General features: G+C 62.4%; 19 protein-coding genes. 11 read left to right on the forward strand and 8 right to left on the reverse strand.

The features are described 5' to 3' along the window. The first annotated feature begins 119 nt into the window (after positions 1–119). From AC1Q6I_RS21790 to AC1Q6I_RS21840, 11 genes are all read left to right on the forward strand, one after another. Positions 120–476, forward strand: coding sequence for a metalloregulator ArsR/SmtB family transcription factor (locus AC1Q6I_RS21790; protein WP_024075663.1), 357 nt, complete (start codon positions 120–122; stop codon positions 474–476). 19 nt (positions 477–495) lie between these two features. Further along, the gene (locus AC1Q6I_RS21795; protein ID WP_024075664.1) at positions 496–1,779 is read left to right on the forward strand and encodes an arsenic transporter; all 1,284 of its coding nucleotides are present in this window, start codon (positions 496–498) and stop codon (positions 1,777–1,779) included. A gap of 12 nt (positions 1,780–1,791) precedes the next feature. Then, positions 1,792–2,262 (forward strand): arsenate reductase ArsC, encoded by a 471-nt coding sequence (locus tag AC1Q6I_RS21800; RefSeq protein ID WP_024075665.1) that lies wholly within the window; start codon positions 1,792–1,794, stop codon positions 2,260–2,262. Between the two features lie 12 nt (positions 2,263–2,274). Continuing rightward, positions 2,275–2,961 (forward strand): arsenical resistance protein ArsH, encoded by a 687-nt coding sequence (gene arsH, locus AC1Q6I_RS21805; protein ID WP_024075666.1) that lies wholly within the window; start codon positions 2,275–2,277, stop codon positions 2,959–2,961. A gap of 50 nt (positions 2,962–3,011) precedes the next feature. Continuing rightward, positions 3,012–3,803 (forward strand): helix-turn-helix transcriptional regulator, encoded by a 792-nt coding sequence (locus AC1Q6I_RS21810; RefSeq protein WP_173903831.1) that lies wholly within the window; start codon positions 3,012–3,014, stop codon positions 3,801–3,803. 74 nt (positions 3,804–3,877) lie between these two features. Beyond that, positions 3,878–4,489: a LysE family transporter gene (locus AC1Q6I_RS21815; protein WP_024075668.1), complete on the forward strand. Its 612-nt coding sequence runs from the start codon at positions 3,878–3,880 to the stop codon at positions 4,487–4,489. Positions 4,490–4,807: 318 nt separating this feature from the next. Continuing rightward, entirely contained in the window at positions 4,808–5,101 is a 294-nt protein-coding gene (locus AC1Q6I_RS21820) for a hypothetical protein (protein ID WP_102642566.1), read from the forward strand. A gap of 235 nt (positions 5,102–5,336) precedes the next feature. Then, on the forward strand, positions 5,337–8,051 hold the full coding sequence (gene mgtA, locus AC1Q6I_RS21825) for a magnesium-translocating P-type ATPase (protein ID WP_041160946.1): 2,715 nt from the start codon (positions 5,337–5,339) through the stop codon (positions 8,049–8,051). A gap of 77 nt (positions 8,052–8,128) precedes the next feature. Next, on the forward strand, positions 8,129–8,476 hold the full coding sequence (locus tag AC1Q6I_RS21830; RefSeq protein ID WP_102624640.1) for a DUF2493 domain-containing protein: 348 nt from the start codon (positions 8,129–8,131) through the stop codon (positions 8,474–8,476). An 18-nt stretch (positions 8,477–8,494) separates the two neighbouring features. After that, complete coding sequence (locus AC1Q6I_RS21835) at positions 8,495–9,316, forward strand: PA4824 family protein (RefSeq protein WP_102624641.1); 822 nt, start codon at positions 8,495–8,497, stop codon at positions 9,314–9,316. 102 nt (positions 9,317–9,418) lie between these two features. Then, the gene (locus AC1Q6I_RS21840) at positions 9,419–9,946 is read left to right on the forward strand and encodes a DinB family protein (RefSeq protein WP_069076045.1); all 528 of its coding nucleotides are present in this window, start codon (positions 9,419–9,421) and stop codon (positions 9,944–9,946) included. 2 nt (positions 9,947–9,948) lie between these two features. Here AC1Q6I_RS21840 and AC1Q6I_RS21845 read toward each other — a convergent pair whose 3' ends face one another. From AC1Q6I_RS21845 to AC1Q6I_RS21880, 8 genes are all read right to left on the reverse strand, one after another. Then, positions 9,949–10,407 carry a GFA family protein gene (locus AC1Q6I_RS21845; RefSeq protein WP_102624642.1) on the reverse strand — a complete coding sequence of 153 codons (459 nt, stop codon included), beginning with the start codon at positions 10,405–10,407 and terminating at the stop codon, positions 9,949–9,951. A 291-nt stretch (positions 10,408–10,698) separates the two neighbouring features. Then, positions 10,699–10,890: a DUF2188 domain-containing protein gene (locus AC1Q6I_RS21850; RefSeq protein WP_173903846.1), complete on the reverse strand. Its 192-nt coding sequence runs from the start codon at positions 10,888–10,890 to the stop codon at positions 10,699–10,701. Between the two features lie 93 nt (positions 10,891–10,983). Continuing rightward, positions 10,984–11,658 (reverse strand): HAD-IA family hydrolase, encoded by a 675-nt coding sequence (locus AC1Q6I_RS21855; protein WP_024075676.1) that lies wholly within the window; start codon positions 11,656–11,658, stop codon positions 10,984–10,986. Positions 11,659–11,669: 11 nt separating this feature from the next. Beyond that, positions 11,670–12,698 carry an ABC transporter permease gene (locus tag AC1Q6I_RS21860; RefSeq protein WP_024075677.1) on the reverse strand — a complete coding sequence of 343 codons (1,029 nt, stop codon included), beginning with the start codon at positions 12,696–12,698 and terminating at the stop codon, positions 11,670–11,672. Positions 12,699–12,718: 20 nt separating this feature from the next. Then, positions 12,719–14,206 carry a sugar ABC transporter ATP-binding protein gene (locus AC1Q6I_RS21865; protein WP_102624644.1) on the reverse strand — a complete coding sequence of 496 codons (1,488 nt, stop codon included), beginning with the start codon at positions 14,204–14,206 and terminating at the stop codon, positions 12,719–12,721. Further along, positions 14,199–15,185 carry a sugar-binding transcriptional regulator gene (locus AC1Q6I_RS21870; RefSeq protein ID WP_102624645.1) on the reverse strand — a complete coding sequence of 329 codons (987 nt, stop codon included), beginning with the start codon at positions 15,183–15,185 and terminating at the stop codon, positions 14,199–14,201. The genes AC1Q6I_RS21865 and AC1Q6I_RS21870 overlap by 8 nt, the downstream gene beginning before the upstream one ends. Further along, positions 15,182–16,702, reverse strand: a complete 1,521-nt coding sequence (locus AC1Q6I_RS21875) for an FGGY-family carbohydrate kinase (protein WP_102624646.1) — start codon at positions 16,700–16,702, stop codon at positions 15,182–15,184. The genes AC1Q6I_RS21870 and AC1Q6I_RS21875 overlap by 4 nt, the downstream gene beginning before the upstream one ends. 99 nt (positions 16,703–16,801) lie before the next feature. Further along, positions 16,802–17,818, reverse strand: coding sequence for a galactitol-1-phosphate 5-dehydrogenase (locus tag AC1Q6I_RS21880; protein ID WP_024075681.1), 1,017 nt, complete (start codon positions 17,816–17,818; stop codon positions 16,802–16,804). Positions 17,819–17,850: the final 32 nt, after the last annotated feature.

Here is a 17,850-nt window from a genome sequence, read left to right on the forward strand (position 1 = left end):
TTAATTTCAAACACTTGTGGCGCATTTGCGCTGACTTGATCCATATCAATCGAAACAGGATTTGACTGAAACATATGGAAATACGTATATTCGTATATCCATATATATGTGCATCAGTCATGTCGGATCTTTTCTCCCCTCCAGCCCTGTTCAAATGCCTCGCCGACCCAACCCGGGTGCGCTTGACGCTGTTGATCCTGCGCGAAGGCGAACTTTGTGTGTGCGAATTGATCCATGCCTTGGACGACAGCCAGCCAAAGATCTCCCGCCACCTGGCACAACTGCGCAGTGGCGGGCTGCTGCTGGATCGTCGCCAAGGGCAATGGATTTATTACCGCATCAATCCGGCACTGCCCGACTGGGTGCGTCACGTCCTGGACACCACCTTGCAAGCCAATCAGCCATGGTTGCAAAACGACGCGCTGCGTCTTGATGCAATGGGCGACAGACCACAACGGGCCGGCACCTGCTGCTGAGCCATCGGAGCTTTTATTCATGCTTGTCGCTAGTGCGATTTTCCTGTTCACCATCATTCTGGTCATCTGGCAGCCCAAGGGCCTGGGCGTCGGCTGGAGCGCCAGCCTGGGCGCGATCCTGGCCCTGGCGTGTGGCGTTATCAGCCTGACGGACATCCCGGTGGTGTGGCACATCATCTGGAATGCCACCGGCACCTTTGTCGCCTTGATCATCATCAGCCTGTTGCTGGACGAAGCCGGCTTCTTTGCCTGGGCCGCCCTGCACGTGGCGCGTTGGGGACGCGGCCGGGGCCGTCGGTTGTTCGCCTATATGGTGCTGCTGGGGGCGCTGGTCTCGGCGCTGTTTGCCAATGACGGCGCCGCATTGATCCTCACACCTATCGTGATGTCGATGCTGCTGGCCCTGCGTTTTTCCCCTGCCGCGACCCTGGCATTTGTCATGGGTGCTGGGTTTATCGCCGACACCGCCAGCCTGCCGCTGGTGGTCTCCAACCTGGTGAACATTGTTTCGGCAGACTATTTCAAGATCGGCTTCAACGAATACGCGGCAGTCATGGTGCCGGTGAACCTGGTCAGCGTCGCCGCGACCCTCGCGGTGCTGCTGTGGTTTTTCCGTCGCGATATTCCCGGTACCTACGACCCGGCCGACCTGGCAGACCCCGCCAGTGCGATCCATGACCGCGCCACCTTTCGCGCCGGTTGGTGGGTGCTGGGCATCCTGCTGGTGGGCTGTTTTGCCCTGGAGCCGCTGGGCATTCCCATCAGCGCGATTTCCGCGGTGTGCGCCGTGCTGCTGTTGGTGATCGCAGCCAAAGGCCACAAGATCTCCACACGCAAAGTACTCAAGGAAGCCCCCTGGCAGATCGTGGTCTTCTCCCTGGGCATGTACCTGGTGGTCTATGGCCTGCGTAACGCCGGCTTGACCACCTACCTGGCGACCTGGCTCGACAGCTTCGCCACCTATGGCGTATGGGGCGCAGCGATGGGCACCGGGGTGCTCACCGCGCTGCTGTCGTCAGCGATGAACAACCTGCCGACCGTATTGATCGGTGCGCTGTCCATCGAGTCCAGCCATGCCGTGGGCGTGGTCAAGGACGCGATGATCTACGCCAACGTCATCGGCAGCGACCTGGGTCCGAAAATCACCCCTATCGGCAGCCTGGCCACGTTGCTGTGGCTGCATATCCTGGCGCGCAAGGGCATCAACATTACCTGGGGCTACTACTTCAAGGTCGGCATCGTACTGACCTTGCCGGTGCTGCTGATCACCCTCGCCGCCCTCGCCTTGCGCCTCACGTTCTGAAGGAACTCTGTGATGAAAGTCCTGTTCATGTGCACCGCCAATAGCTGCCGCAGCATCCTGTCAGAAGCCATGTTCAACCACCTTGCGCCGCCCGGTTTCGTGGCGATCAGCTCCGGTAGCTTCCCCAAGGGCCAGGTCCTGCCCCGTAGCCTGAGCACGTTGCAGGCGGCGGGCATCAGTACCGAGGGTTTGTACAGCAAGGGCAATGACGCCTTTGAAGGCAGCCCGCCAGACGTGGTGATCACGGTCTGCGACAAGGCCGCCGGCGAAGCCTGCCCGGTGTATTTCGGGCCTGCGCTGAAGGCGCACTGGGGGCTGGAAGACCCCTCGGATGTGCAAGGTGACGAGGCACTTGTCGATGCAGCATTCAAGGCCACGCTGGAGACCATCGAGACCCGCTGTCGTGCCTTTTTCGCCCTGCCGTTCGACCGCCTCAGCGCCGCTGAGCTGAAGGCTGAACTCGAGCGCATTGCGCTGTTATAACCGGAGAGCGTCATGACCACCCTGCCCAACCTGGACACCCGCCTCGCACCGCCCCGGCAGACCGGGCTGGCTCACCCTCCGCGTATCCTGCTGCTCTATGGCTCCAACCGACCCCGCTCGTTCAGCCGGTTGCTGGTTGAGGAGTGCGCGCGCTTGCTGCGCCACTTCGGCGCCGACACGCAAATCTTCAACCCCAGCGGCTTGCCATTGCCTGACGATGCACCCAACGACCACCCCAAGGTTCAAGAGCTGTTGGCGCTGATGCAGTGGTCGGAAGGCCAGGTCTGGTGCTCTCCCGAACGCCACGGTTCGATGTCGGCAGTGTTCAAGGCGCAGATCGACTGGGTGCCGCTGGCCCTCGGTGCCGTTCGCCCGACCCAGGGCAAGACGCTGGCGGTGATGCAAGTCTCCGGGGGCTCTCAATCCTTTAACACGGTGAACCAGCTTCGCGTGCTGGGCCGTTGGATGCGCATGTTCACTATCCCCAACCAATCCTCGGTGCCCAAGGCGTTCATGGAGTTCGATGAGCACGACCGCATGAAGCCGTCGGCCCTCTATGACCGCGTCGTGGATGTGATGGAAGAACTGGTCAAGTTCACCGTACTGCTGCGTGAACGCCCGGACCTCGTGGACCGTTACTCGGAGCGCAAGGAAAGCGCCGATGAGCTGTCACAACGTGTCAATCAACGGTCGATCTGAGCCCCTGTGCCAGCGTATGCTCGTGCCCAATCTCTTACCGAGTCGAGTCGATGAGCGTCATGCAACACGCCTGGTTGGGCAACTACGAAGTCAGTTCCACGTCCTGCACCGGCCTGACGTTTGCCCGCCACAGCCATGACGAATGCGTGATCGGCGTGAACCTGGTGGGCGAAGAAAAAGTCTGGCTGGACCGCCGTGAGTTCGAGGCCGGCCCGGGCAGCATTACCTTGTACAACCCAGGGCAGATTCAAGGCGGCGGTGCGCCGGACGGGGCGCCCTGGCAGTTCGTCAGCCTGTACGCCACGGCCGATCAACTGGCGGCTGACCTGGGGTTGGCGCACGTGGAGTTCGATCGTTCGCTGTGCTTTCAGCCCGACCTTGCGCAACGATTGGCCGGCGCGGTGAAAGCGGCTTTAAGCGATGACACCCTGGTCCGCGAGCTGCAAGAAGAAGCGCTGGTGCTGATGCTGGGGGAAGTGGTCTACGCCAGTGGCGTGCGCCTGCCCGGCAGCACGACACTCGGCCACAACCTGATCGGTCGCGCCCAGGAAGTGCTCGCCGCACAACTGCATCGCTCAGTGTCCCTGGACCTTCTCGGGGATGAGCTGGGCCTGTCCAAATTCCACCTGCTGCGCGCCTTCCAGAAAGAAACCGGGCTCAGCCCCCGGCAATGGGCCATGCAACTGCGCACTCGGCGGGCCAAAGGTCTATTGCGCAACGGCGTGGCGGCCTGCGAGGTCGCCCATCACGTGGGGTTCGCCGACCAAAGCCACCTCAACCGGCATTTCCGCGCGGCCTACGGCATGACGCCGGGGCACTACCAACGCCTCCTGAATCGCTGAAAGCGCAATCTGGTTCAAGACGCCCCCCCGCACACATCCTCACACTGCCCACCCACATTTGAAGGAACGCGGGCATGCTGACGATCTTTTTCTACGCACTGGTATTCGGTTTTGTGTTTTGCCTTTCTCCCGGCGCGGTATTGGCAGAGACCTTGCGCCGCGGGTTGCTCCACGGCTTCATGCCGGCGCTGCTGGTACAGATAGGTTCACTGGTGGGCGATGCCGTGTGGGCGGTGATCGGCCTGACGGGTATTGCCCTGTTGATCCAGCATGATGCGGTGCGCGTACCGCTGACGATTATTTGCGCGTTGTACCTGGCCTGGCTCGGCATACGCAGCCTGATCGATGCCTGGCACCTGCCCGAAGCAGACAGCGCACCAGCCCGCTCCGGGCCCAATGCGTTGGCCGTGGGCGCGGCGATTTCCCTGGCCAACCCGAAGAACATTGTTTACTGGGGGGCGCTGGGCAGCGCCTTGTCGGGCATCGTCGGGGCCACGCCCAGCCATGGGCAAACGCTGATGTTTTTTGCAGGGTTCATGCTGGCTTCGGTGCTGTCGTGTTTTCTGATTGCGGCGCTGGTGAATCTGTTGCGCCAGAACGCCTCACCGACCTGGCAACGTATCAGTTACGGCGCCTGCGGTTTGGTATTGATCTACCTGGCGGCTTTGGCCGCACGCGGTATATGAAGTTATATATCCAGCAACTTCCGAGCGCGGCTTGCCTGAATGAACTCTGAACGCCGGATACTTTAATTAATTATGCGTTGACATTTTGTAACTGCCTAAGTAGATTGCCCCTGCCCGCAACTGGGGCCTTTTTTAAACCTCACAAAAGAAGCCAATGGACACAGTATCTAGTCGCTGTCCGAGCACCGCGAACGCGGGCATCGGGCGCCCAACCCAGAATATGACAGGACTCGCCTCCCCGGTCCGGTAAGCTGCGCTAGAGCTTGATGCTCCACCGTAACTGCCTCACCGGTCGCCCGTCCGGTCCCGAGGTGTGTTATGACCTTCCAACTCATTGCTCTACCCGATGCACGCATGCTGGCCGCGGCCTTGCGCGCCAAGCTATGCCGTGGGCCCGCGGGCGTTTGCCCTGCCCGCCCTGCCTGTACCACCGCCTCCCCCCCGGTGCGCCCGGCTCACCCGCTGGCGCGCTGGCGTATCTGCCCAGCCAGCGGCCAACGCGTGCTGCACTGGGATCACGCCGACCCGCTGGACCCTCAGAGACCTCTCGTTTCCAGCCTGGCTCAAGCCAGCCTGATGCTCGATCTTTACCTGAGCACTCGCGCTGCCTGAACCGTTTGGAAACAGCAACTTCCTGATTAATAACCTGGTGTTCTTTATGAACAAGCCCAGTCGTAACCCGCTGCGCGTTAGTTAACTAACGCGCTATTGGCGGGCGCAGTAAAAGTTATATCGAGACCTTATTTAAACCGATCGCGAAGTTAGCGACTCGGCATGCTTTCGCTCGCCTGTCATCAGGCCAGTAACGGGTATGTTTTGTCGAGAATTGGCGACAGGAGCACACACCATGAGCGCCGTAAAAAACGCCCCATTGAAGCAAAAAGCGCGCAGCGACGCCGACACCAAACTGTCGATGCGTGCCGCCCGCGAAGCCCACAACGGCCTGTCGGCCACCCTGGCCAACGTACGCGCCACCCAGGATGGCCTGACCGAACTCGACGCCGCCGCGCGTCTGCAACGCGAAGGCTATAACGAAGTCGCCCACGACAAGCCGCCTCACGCCATCGTCCAGTTCCTGCAGGCATTGAACAACCCGTTTATCTACGTACTGCTGACCTTGGGCGCCATCAGCTTCTTCACCGACTGCTGGTTGCCGATGCAGGCAGGAGAAGAGGTCGACCCGACCAAAGTCATCATTATCATGACCATGGTCCTGCTCAGCAGCTTGCTGCGTTTCTGGCAGGAACACCGTTCGGCCAAATCCGCCGAGGCCCTCAAAGCCATGGTGCGCACCACCGCGACGGTGCTGCGCCGCGAACAAGTGGGCAGCCAGCCAACCCTGCGCGAAGTGCCGATGCGCGACCTGGTGGCCGGCGACATTGTGCAACTGTCGGCGGGTGACATGATTCCGGCCGACATCCGCCTGATCGAATCCCGCGACCTGTTTATCAGCCAGGCCGTGCTGACCGGTGAAGCCTTGCCGGTGGAGAAGTACGACACGCTGGGGGATGTGACGCAAAAGTCCGCCCACTCCCCGGCCGCTGACCAGGGCAATTTGCTCGACCTGCCGAACATCTGCTTCATGGGCACCAACGTGGTCAGCGGCCGGGCCAAAGCCGTCGTCGTGGCCACCGGCGCGCGCACCTACTTTGGTTCCCTGGCCAAGGCCATCGTCGGCTCGCGGGTGCAAACCGCCTTCGATCGCGGGGTGAACAGCGTCAGCTGGCTGCTGATTCGCTTTATGTTGGTGATGGTGCCGATCGTGTTCTTCCTCAACGGTTTCTCCAAGGGTGACTGGGGCGATGCCTTCCTGTTTGCCCTGGCGGTCGCGGTGGGCCTCACCCCCGAAATGCTGCCGATGATCGTCAGCGCCAACCTGGCCAAGGGCGCCACGGCGATGGCCAAGCGCAAAGTGGTGGTCAAGCGCCTCAACGCAATCCAGAACTTCGGCTCGATGGATGTGCTGTGCACCGACAAGACCGGCACCCTGACCCAGGACAAGATCATCCTCGAGCACCACGTCAACGCTTTTGGCCAGCGGGATGACGCGGTGTTGTCCCTGGCCTGGCTCAACAGCCATCACCAGAGCGGCATGAAGAACCTGATGGACCAGGCCGTGGTGCAGTTCTCGGAACAGAACCCGAAGTTCCAGCAGCCCTTTGCCTACAGCAAGGTCGATGAATTACCGTTCGATTTTGTCCGCCGTCGCCTGTCGATCGTGGTCAAGGACACCGCCGCCGACCACTTGCTGGTGTGCAAAGGTGCCGTGGAAGAAATGCTCGGCATTTCCACCCATGTGATGGAAGGCGGGGCCGCCGTGCCATTGGATGAGCGTCGCCGTACTGAACTGCTGGCGCTTGCCAACGACTATAACGAGGACGGTTTCCGCGTCCTGGTGGTGGCGACACGTAATATTCCCAAGGCCTTGGCCCGCCAGCAGTACACCACGGCCGATGAGCGCAATCTGGTGATCCAGGGGTTCCTGACCTTCCTCGATCCACCCAAGGAAACCGCAGGGCCGGCGATTGCGGCACTGCAACAAATTGGCGTGGCGGTGAAAGTGCTGACCGGCGACAACGCGGTGGTCACCAGCAAGATCTGCCGCCAGGTCGGCCTCGAGCCTGGCGAGCCGCTGCTGGGCATGGACATCGAAGCGATGGACGACGCCACCCTGCAACGCCGCGTGGAAGAACGCACGGTGTTCGCCAAGCTGACACCGCTGCAGAAATCACGGGTGCTCAAGGCGCTGCAAGCCAACGGCCACACCGTGGGTTTCCTGGGGGACGGCATCAATGATGCGCCGGCCCTGCGCGATGCCGACGTGGGCATCTCGGTGGACAGCGGCACGGACATCGCCAAGGAATCGGCCGACATCATCCTCCTGGAAAAAAGCCTGATGGTGCTGGAAGAAGGCGTGCTCAAGGGCCGCGAAACCTTCGGCAATATCATGAAGTACCTGAACATGACCGCCAGTTCCAACTTCGGCAACGTGTTCTCGGTGCTGGTGGCCAGTGCGTTCATCCCGTTCCTGCCGATGCTGTCGATCCACCTGCTGCTGCAAAACCTGATGTACGACATCTCCCAGTTGGCCCTGCCGTGGGACAAGATGGACAAGGAATACCTGGCCAAGCCCCGCAAGTGGGACGCGAAGAACATTGGCCGCTTCATGATCTGGATCGGACCGACCTCGTCGATCTTCGACATCACAACCTTCGCGCTGATGTGGTACGTGTTCGCCGCCAACAGTGTGGAAATGCAGACCTTGTTCCAGTCCGGCTGGTTTATCGAGGGCCTGCTCTCACAAACCCTGGTGGTGCATATGTTGCGCACCCGCAAGATCCCGTTCTTCCAGAGCACCGCCGCCTGGCCGGTACTGCTGATGACCGGCGTGGTCATCGCCCTGGGCATCTACGTGCCGTTCTCGCCGCTGGGCACACTGGTGGGCCTGCAACCGCTGCCGCTGGCGTACTTCCCTTGGCTGGTGGGCACCCTGCTCGCCTACTGCTGCGTGGCTCAACTGATGAAGACGATCTACATCCGCCGCTTCAAGCAGTGGTACTGATCCCCCGCCGTTTAACCGGTGGCGGTCGCCCGACCGCTACCGTGCAATACAAGCGCTACTACAAGGAAAAAGGGCCTATGCGCGTCTTGATCTGTGCAGGTCGTCATTACGCCGACACCAAGCTGTCCCGCCAAGTACTGGATGCCTACCACCGCCTGCGCCCGGTGCATGTGTTGATCCACGGCGGCAACCAGTTCCTGGGCAGCGATATCGAGGAATGGGCGCGGGAACTCGGCATCGACGTGGTGCGCTACCCGCCCAACTGGCAACACCACGGCAAACAGGCGGAACGCCAGCGCAACCATTTCATGCTCACCGACAGCCGCCCCGACGTGGTCATCGCCCTGCCGGGTGGTGATGACACCTCGGAGCTGGTCTGCCAGGCCAAAGCCAGCGGCATTTCGGTGCTGACCGTAGAAAGCTGAATTCAAGCGAGGTGCCTCATGCACAAAAAACACACCCCTCGGCGCCCGGACGGGTTTGCCAAATACCGCGCGCGTAACCATCGCGGCCCTCGGGCCACGCTGTTGCTGCTGCCCCCGGCAAAACGCCGCGCGTTGCAACGCAACCTGATCTTTATCGGCATAACCCTGGCGATCCTGTTGCTCATCGCCGTGCTCTCCAAAGCCCAGGCGGCAGGCGGGTCTTATACGGTCGACGATGGCGCGATCAATGCACCGGGCGAATGCAACGTCGACGCCTGGTACACCGCCAACCGCCACGATGGCGGCACCCACAACGCGACCCTGTCACCCGCCTGCACGTTCAGCGCACTGCCTTCGGTGCAATGGGGCGCGGCACTGTCCCGGGCCACCACTGGTGGCCCGGGTGAAACCCAGGTCAACCCGCAACTCAAGGCGCAGCTGTTGTCGAGCGAAGCGTTGGGCCTGGAAATGGCGATTGCCGCCGGGGCGCACTTTGCCCTGGATCGGCGACACGGGTTTGACGGCGCGGACTTCAACGTGCCGCTGACCTGGCAATCTTCGCTGCCCCTGCGCCTGAACCTGAATGCTGGCTGGAGCCATGCCTACAACGACGGCGATCAAACCCACCGCCTGACCTGGGGCGCAGGCTTCGAATACCCGCTGGCGCAGTCCCTGACGCTGATCGCCGAACGCTACGGCCAGGCAGGCGGTGACCAGGCCTGGCAGGCGGGGCCGCGGTTGCATGTCGGGCCGTGGGTCGATGTCGACCTGGTGCTCGGGCGCAGCCTGATCGGTGAGCGTGACCAATGGCTGACCACCGGCGCCACAGTGCGCTTCTAGTCGCTGGCAGCGGCGCTGCTGTCCACCCGCCTGCCGGAACACCATGACCGTCGGGCGGGCACACCTTATGATGGCGCCACCGCGCCGAGGAGGAATCACCCCGTGGACCGTATCGAACAGATTGCCCTGATGGCGACCTACAACCAGTGGATGAACCGCAAGGTGTATGACACCGCCCACCAGCTCAGCCATGCCGCGCTGATGGAAGATCGTCGGGCATTTTTTGGTTCGATCCTGGGCACGCTGAACCACCTGATGTTGGGCGACACCGTGTGGCTCAAGCGCTTTGCCCAGCACCCGGCAGGCTATGGGGCGCTGGCACCGTTAACCGCCATCGCCACCCCCACCGACCTCAAGCAACTGGCCTTCGCCAACCTGGGTGAACTCTGGACGCACCGCGCCTGGCTGGATCAACTGATCATCGATTGGGCCGGCACCCTGAAAGAAAGCGAGCTTGACCAGCGCCTGCGTTACCACAACATGCGTGGCACCGCCGCCGACAAGCCGTTTTTTGGCCTGCTGGTGCACTTTTTCAATCACCAGACCCATCACCGGGGCCAGGTGACGACACTGCTGACCCAGGCGGGGCACGATGTGGGCGATACGGACCTGCTGGCGCTGATCGACTGAACTCAGCGGGCGCTGAACTCGGCATAGGCTTGCAACAGTCGGGGGAAGTCTTGCGGGGCCGGCAGTTGCGCGAAACTCTCACGCGCCGGGGTAGACGCCCACGGCAGCTTTTCGCTGGTCCAGGTCTCCATGAAGGGTACGTATTCCCGAGCGTTATCCAGCAAGCTGGCGCGCACATTGACGAACTCATCGATGCCGTGGGGCCGGGTAAACAGCCAGCTCATGCAATGGGGGCAAAAGTAATGGCGGTCCACGCCATGCAAGCCGCCGATCACCGGGCAACCCTGGGTCACGGTGAATGCGCTGGCGGGAATCAATGCACTGAGGGAGAACGCGCTGGCGGTCATTTTCTGGCACCCGGTGCAATGGCACGCCATGGTGATCACCGGTGGCTGGCTCACGCTGAAGCGCACCTGGTTACACCGGCAACTGCCTTCCTGGGGCAGGTTGTTGATGCTCATCACTCATTCCTTTTTATGATTGGGACCGCGCCAGGGTAGCGTCCCACTATAGGGTTGAACAGGTGCGCGGCGTAAAACGAACGCTGTTGCGCGTGCTCGCGTGTCCCTCATGGCTCAACGCTGAACGCCCGGCCGATCGGGCTGTTGTGGCGAGCGGGCTTGCCCCGCGTTGGGCTGCGAAGCAGCCCCAAAACCTGGCGATTTAATATGCCTGGATAAACGCGGTGGCCTTATTGGGGCCGCTGCGCAGCCCAACGCGGGGCAAGCCCGCTCGCCACAACAAGCCTGCCCTCAATTATCGTTGGACACCCGCCTGGTGCGTGCCTTGTACACCGGCAGCGCGGCCGCATACGCCAGTGCCTGTTCGCGGGAATTGAAGGACGCCAACCGGTCCTTATGGGTACAGACCCGCCACGGTCCGAAGTTCACCTGCACGATATCGTAGCCATTCAGATGCAGCTTATTCAGCATTGGAGCGCTCATAGTCACCTCGCTTTCCTGAGATTTCCACGCAGTACGCGCCCTACCTTACACCCACATCCGCGGGCGTGGCCGACCGCATGTCGCAGCGCCCGGCTAGTCCGTGGGCAAACCCCATGCCTTCAAGTCGACGGCCTCCAGGCTGTGCAGGCGCCGGTCGGCGTGGAGGAACTTGTCGTCGGCCATCGCCGGGTCCGGGATGGCCACCGCGTACATGCCCGCCGCTTTCGCCGCGCTGATACCAAACGGTGAGTCCTCGAATACCAGGCAATCGGCCGGCGCAACCCCCAGGCGTTGGGCGGCGACCAGGAAGATATCCGGTGCCGGCTTGGCAGCGCCGACCTGCGGGTCATCCGCCGTGACGACCGCATCGAACAACTCGAACCACTCACGATGCCGGGCAATTTTCAGGTCGAAATAATGCCGCGACGAACTGGTCCCCACCGCAATCGGAATGCCCTTGGCCGACAGGTGACGCACCAAGGCTTCAGCGCCGGCCATGGCCGCAGCCTGGGGGAAACGCTCATTCATCAGGGGCGTGCGCAGTTCCAGGAACGCTTGCGCGCTGATCGGCAGTTCCAGCGCCTGCACGATATAGCTCGCCAGCGCGTATGCGCCCAGACCGATGGTGTGCTGCTTGATACTCCAGTCAAACCGCCGGCCACCGAAGCGGTCGGCAATCAATTGGGTGACTTCGGTGTAGATGCCTTCGGTATCGAGCAGCAAGCCGTCCATATCGAAAATCACCGCCTTGATCTGTGGTGCAGTCATCAGGGCTTTCCTCACGTTCGGCCAGCGTAGTGGTCGATCAGGCGGTTGAGCAGAATCGCCAGCACAATGATCACCCCGGTGATCGCCATCTGATAGAACGAACCCAGCCCGAGCAAATTGAAGATATTGCGCAGCACTTGCAGCAGCATCACCGCCACCGCCGTGCCGACCACGCTACCGCGCCCTCCGAACAGACTGGTGCCGCCCAGCACCACGGCAGCGATGGCGTCCAATTCCAGGCCCTGGGCCGCCGTGGGTTGGCCGACATGCAGGCGCGAGGTCATCAACAGCCCGGCGAACGCAGCCAGCCCCCCGCAAATGGCGAACACCGCAATGGTCACCGCCCGCACCGGGACACCGGACAAGCGCGCCGCTTCCAGGTTACCGCCCGTGGCAAGCACATACTCGCCAAACACCGTGTAGCGCAGCACCAGCCAGGCGATGAGCGTGATCAGGATGAAGATCAGGCCCAACACCGGAAACGCGATGCCGGCACTCGGCAGGATGTCGATCATCGATGAACCAAACCCGGTGAAGCTTGCCGGCAGCCCGCCAATCGGTGCGCCATCGGAGGCCAGGAAGGTCGCACCGCGCAACGACACCAGGCCGGCCAGGGTGATGATAAAACTCGGCACCTTGCCAAATACCGTCAGGCTGCCCATCAAGGTGCCTATCGCCAGGCCCACCAGCAACGTCGCCGGCACTGCCAGCCAACCGCTGACCTGTTGCTGCAACAGCACCGCCACCAGGATGCCGCCAAAGGCGCACAAGCTGCCGACGGACAAATCGATGTTCGCGGTCAGGATGACGAAGGTCATGCCGATGGCCACGATCCCCACGATCGCCCCTTGCTGGAACAGGTTGGCGATATTGCCGAAGGTCAGGAAGTCATCGGACAAAAACGTCGCCACTGTCACGGCGAACAGGAAAATGAACACGAAGTTGTAGCGCATCACCCATTCCAGCACCGCACTGCGTCGGCTGGGCGTCAGGGCCATGGGCTTGTCGAAAACGGGTGTCGGGTTGCTGGCAATAGTCATGGTTCTGCACTCTTTACCGTTCAAGGATGTCGACCAATAAGGATGGCCTGGTCGATCTGGTCACGGCTGGCGCTCAACGGGTCGAAACACACCGCGTTACGCCCTTCGTGCATGACCCAGATCCGGTCACAATTGACGTACAACTCATCCAGCTCACTGCTGGCGACCAACACGGCCGCCCCCTCCTGCGCGAGGCTGCGGGCCAGGGCGTAGAGGTCGGCCTTGGCGCCGACATCCAAGCCACGGCTGGGCTCGTCGAGCAGCAACAACCGCGCACCGTCGATCACCCACTTGGCCATGACCACTTTTTGCTGGTTGCCGCCGGACAACTGGCGTACCGGTTGCTCCAGGTTGTCGAGCTTGGTTTGCAGGCGTTGCAGCACCGGGCCCGCACGGTCCTTGGCCTGGCGATGGGAGAACCAGCCCAGATGCCGCGCATGCACCAGGCAGGCGTTGCGGTAGATCGGCGCGTCCAGCAGCAGACCTTCGGTCTTGCGGTTTTCCGGGACTAGGCCGACGCCCTGGCGAATAGCCTGGCGTGAGGTCAATGGGCGGTAGGGCTCACCGAACAGTTCGACATCGCTGTCGGTACGGCCCACACCGAACAACGCCTTGAGCAAGGTGCTGCGCCCTGCGCCGTTGAGCCCCGCCAGGCCGACAATTTCACCTTGGCGCACCTGCAATCCACGCACATCCAAGCCCTGGGCACCCTGCAAGCGACGAATATCCAGGGCCAGCGCCTCGCGCGGCGGCTGGCGCGGGCTGCGCTCCAGCAGGTCGCGATGTTCGCCGACCACCGCGGCCACCAGCGCCTGGTCATCGATCTGCGCCAATTCATAGGTGCGCAACGTGCGCCCGGCACGTAGCACGGTGACCCGGTCGCCGATCTCGCGAATCTCATTCAAGCGATGGCTCACGTACAACACCGCGACCCCGGCGGCAGTGATCTCGCGGATCACCCGGAATACCTGCTTGAGTTCGGTTTCGTTCAGCGCGGCGGACGGCTCATCCATCACCACGACCTTGGCCTCACAGGTCAGCGCCCGGGCAATGGCCGCCAGTTGCTGGTTGGCAATCGACAAGCTGCCCACGCAGTCGGTGCTGGAGAACGTGGCGCCGACCCGCACCAGCGCAGCCTTGGCCAAGGCACTGCGCTTGCCACGGTCGATCATGCCGAAGCGCCGTGGCGCGTAGCCGAGCATCAGGTTTTCTTCCACGGTCATCTGCGCGATCAGGTCCAGTTCCTGGTAGATCATGGCGATCCCGGCCTGGCGCGCCTGCTGCGGGTTTTTCAACTCGACGCGCCGGCCGCCGATGAACATCTCGCCAGCGTCCGGCCGATGGGCGCCGGCGACGATCTTCAGCAGGGTGCTCTTGCCCGCGCCGTTGGCGCCCAGCAGGCAATGCACTTCACCGGGGCGCACATCGAGGGACGCGTCGGTCAACGCGATGACATTGGGTGGAAAGCGTTTGCTGACATGCTGAATCTCCAGCGCCAAATCATTCATGATCCTGCTCCAGCAAATAGCGCGCGGTGCCAGCGTCGGTCGCCAGCACATTGACGTAACCGGCCTTGACGCTGGCGTGCACGATGCGATGTTTGTGGGCCCCCACGCACACGGCTATCGACCAGGCTTTGTCGCGCAGCGCCGACAGGCGCAGGCCAAGGGTACGGGCATCCAGTTCGGGCATGACCGGTTCGCCGTCCATGCCGATAAACCGGCCCATGATGTCGCCCACCGCACCGAGGCGCTCAAGTTCCTGGAGCAAGGGACGGTCGATGTAGCCCGACTCCATCAGCACCGAATGGTCGGACAACTCGCCCAGGCTGAAGCAGGCAACTGGCGCCTGCTCGCCCAAGTGCATGACCTGGGCGATCACCGGGTCTTGTTCCAGCGCTTCCCGGGTATGGGCGTGCCCCAGGATGGCCGGCACGGGCAGCAAGGTGGCCTGGCCACGCGCCGCCTGGGCGAAGCGTTCGGCCACGTTATGGCTGGGTTCGCCGACCGAGCGCGTGTTGATCGCGCCATTGAGCAGCACCACATTGACCCCTTCGTTCCAGCGCGGCACCAACCATTGGGCCATCTTGGTCAGGGTGCGGCCCCAAGACACGCCGATCAGGGCAGGCATCGGTTGCAGGTTGCACAGGTAGCGCGCAGCAGCCTGGGTCACGACATTGAGTGCATCGTCATCGTCGACCTCCAACACCAGCGCCTCGCGCAGGCCAAAACGCTTTTGCAACGCCACTTCCAGCGCCGGCACGCGGGCCGAGCGGGCCACAATGTCAATGCGTACGACGCCGCAGTCGCGGGCCTCGCGCAGCAGGCGGCTGACTTGCCAGCGGGTCAGGCCGGTTTCACGGGAGATGTCACTCTGGGTCTTTTCCAGGTCGTAGTACAGCTTGGCGACTTGCACCATCAGGTCATCACGTTGGGAGTCCGCGGTGAGCTTGGGCGGCAATGAATCGGCGCAGGTTTGGGTGCTCATGCGGCCGGCCTTACGCCGAGCGTGCGGTTCGCCGGCGGTTTGCAACTGATGGGCGCCACGCTGTCCGTGGCGGCGCGGTAACGGCCAAGCAATTCGATGTACTGCTCATGGGCGTAAGGGTCGGGTTCGATCAGGCGGCCGACGGTGGTGAAGGCCGTGGCGGCTTGCTGCAAGTCACTGAATTCACCGAGGGCGCAAGCCGCCGCCGCCGCAGTCCCGATCAACGTCAGGTTGTCATGGGGGACCATCTCGAACGGTACGCCGGTGGCATCGACAGTGGCTTGCAACCACAACGGGTTTTTCTGGAAACCGCCGGCAGCGACCACGCGGGTGATCTCAATGCCTTCACTGCGCCAGGTGTGGAAGATGTTCGCCGAGCCCAGGGCAATGGCTTCCACCGAGGCGCGATAGAGATCGTGGCGGTCGTGATTGAGCGACAGGCCCATGATCGCCCCGCGCATGTCCGGCGAGCGATACGGCGTGCGGTTGCCCATCCAGTAATCGAGCACTAGCAGGCCGGTGGAGCCCGGTTGCAGGGCAGCGGCCTGGCGGATCAATTGCTGGTGGCCGGCATCGTCCAGGCCGAACATTTTTTGCGCGAGCCAGTTGAGAATCGAGCCAGCCGAGACTTGCCCGCCTTCCATCAGCCATTGGCCGTCGAGCAAGGCGCCGGGGTAAGGCCCCCAGATACCCGGCACGTCGATACGCTTGGGGGTATGCATCAGTTGCACCACGGAGGTGCCGCCGATAAACAGCACTTCACCCGCGCCCGTGGTGCCGGCGCTGAGCATGGCCATGTGCGCATCGATACCGCCCTGGGCCACCAGGGTGTCGCGGCTCAGGCCCAGGTGATTGGCGGCCTCTGCGGTCAACGGACCGATTCGCCCACCGACCTTGATCACTTCCGGCGGCAGCTTCTGTGCGAGTTCGGGAATGCCCAGATCGGCGTACAGTTCCACGGGGAAACGCTGCTGCAACGTGTCGTAGTTCCACTTACAACTGGCGTTGAGTTGAGAGGCAACCCAGCGCCCGGTCAGTTGGTAATTGATCCAGTCCACCGCTTCGCAGATTCGCGCCGCGCGGCGGTACACCTCGGGTTCGTGCTCAGCCAGCCACATGGCCTTGGGCACCAGCCACTCCACGGCGTCCCCCCCTTGGTTCATCATCGGGTGGCTGATCCGGGCGCTGCGCGCCGACTCAACGGCCGCGCGGCAATCCATCCATAACAAGGCCGGGGCCAACGGTTCGCCGTCCGCCTGGGCGGCCACTACCGTGGACGCAGTGGTCGCGACACACACCGCGGCCACCGGTAGATGCCCGGCCTGGGCCATCAATTGCCGACAGGCTTTGCCCAGCGAGGTCCACCAGTCAGCCGGCGCTTGTTCAGCCCAACCCAATTGCGGGTACTGCGTGGCGTAGGCAGCCTCGGCCACCTGTATCAGTTTATGGCTGTGCAAGTCATATAGCCCGGCACGCACCCCACCTGTTCCGAAATCCAGTCCCAACACCAACGTCATCGGTAGTCCTCCTGCGTCTTGTGCCGCCGACGCTTTTTGTTTTGAGCCCTGCAACCACCTGCATTGCAGGGCTGGGCGAATCACAGCCTAAGCCTTGGATCAGGGGCGGAAAATCACCTTGGCGGCCACTTCGCTGCGGTCGGCGTAACGCTTGAACATGGTGGGCAACTCTTCCAACGGCAAGTCGTGGGTGATCATGAATTGCCACTGCAATTCACCCGACGCCAGCTTGTCGATCGACGCGGTCCACTCGTCACCGGGGAACGGCGCCGAGAAGGAGTTCCACGCGCCATGCAAGGAAATTTCCTGGCGCAGGAAGTGCGAAAAAGTCGCGGTGCTGATCGGCACTTCGCCCGTTGGAATGCCGATAAATACCACGTGCCCGCCGGCCTTGGTCAGTTGTACCGCCTGGTTGATCGAGCTCGGATGACCCGCGGCTTCAACGACCAGTTGGCAGCGCGGCAACTCGACATCCGAGGCACCGCTGAGCAAGGTGTGGGTCGCACCGGCCTGGCGGGCCATGGCAAGTTTCTCTTCGGCGATATCGATGGCGACGATGTCCTTGGCGCCCATGATGCGCAGCCACTGGATCACAAACAGCCCGATCGGCCCGCACCCCACCACCGCGCCACTCTGCCCAGCCTTGAAATCGGCTTTCCAGATGGCGTGCAGCGCAATCGCCGCCGGGTCGACCAGGGACGCGGCAATCGGGTCCATGCCCTTGGGCACTTTGATCAGGTTGCTCAGCGGCACATTGACGTACTCGGCATAAGCGCCGTCGCGGCGGCTGCCAAAGTAGTCGTACTGTTCGGAGCGCGACGGAAAGCCACGGGCATACTGGTCGCTGGTCACGTCCGGGATCATCGGCGGCACAGTGACCAATTCGCCAATGGCGTAGCCTTCGACGCCACTGCCGATTTCTTCGATGAAACCAGCAAACTCATGGCCGCAGATCAGCGGCATCACATGGGCGCCCTTGCTCAGCATCCGCGGGATATCCGAGCCGCAGACCCCACAGGCCGCTACTCGAACCAAGGCGTGGCCGGCCTTGACGGCAGGTTTTGGAACATCTTCGACCCGGATATCACCCGGTTTGTACATGACGGCAGCTTTCACAGTGAAATCCCCTGTTGGATAGGCAATGCAGC

The sequence above is a fragment of the Pseudomonas sp. MPR-R2A5 genome (assembly GCF_058793055.1).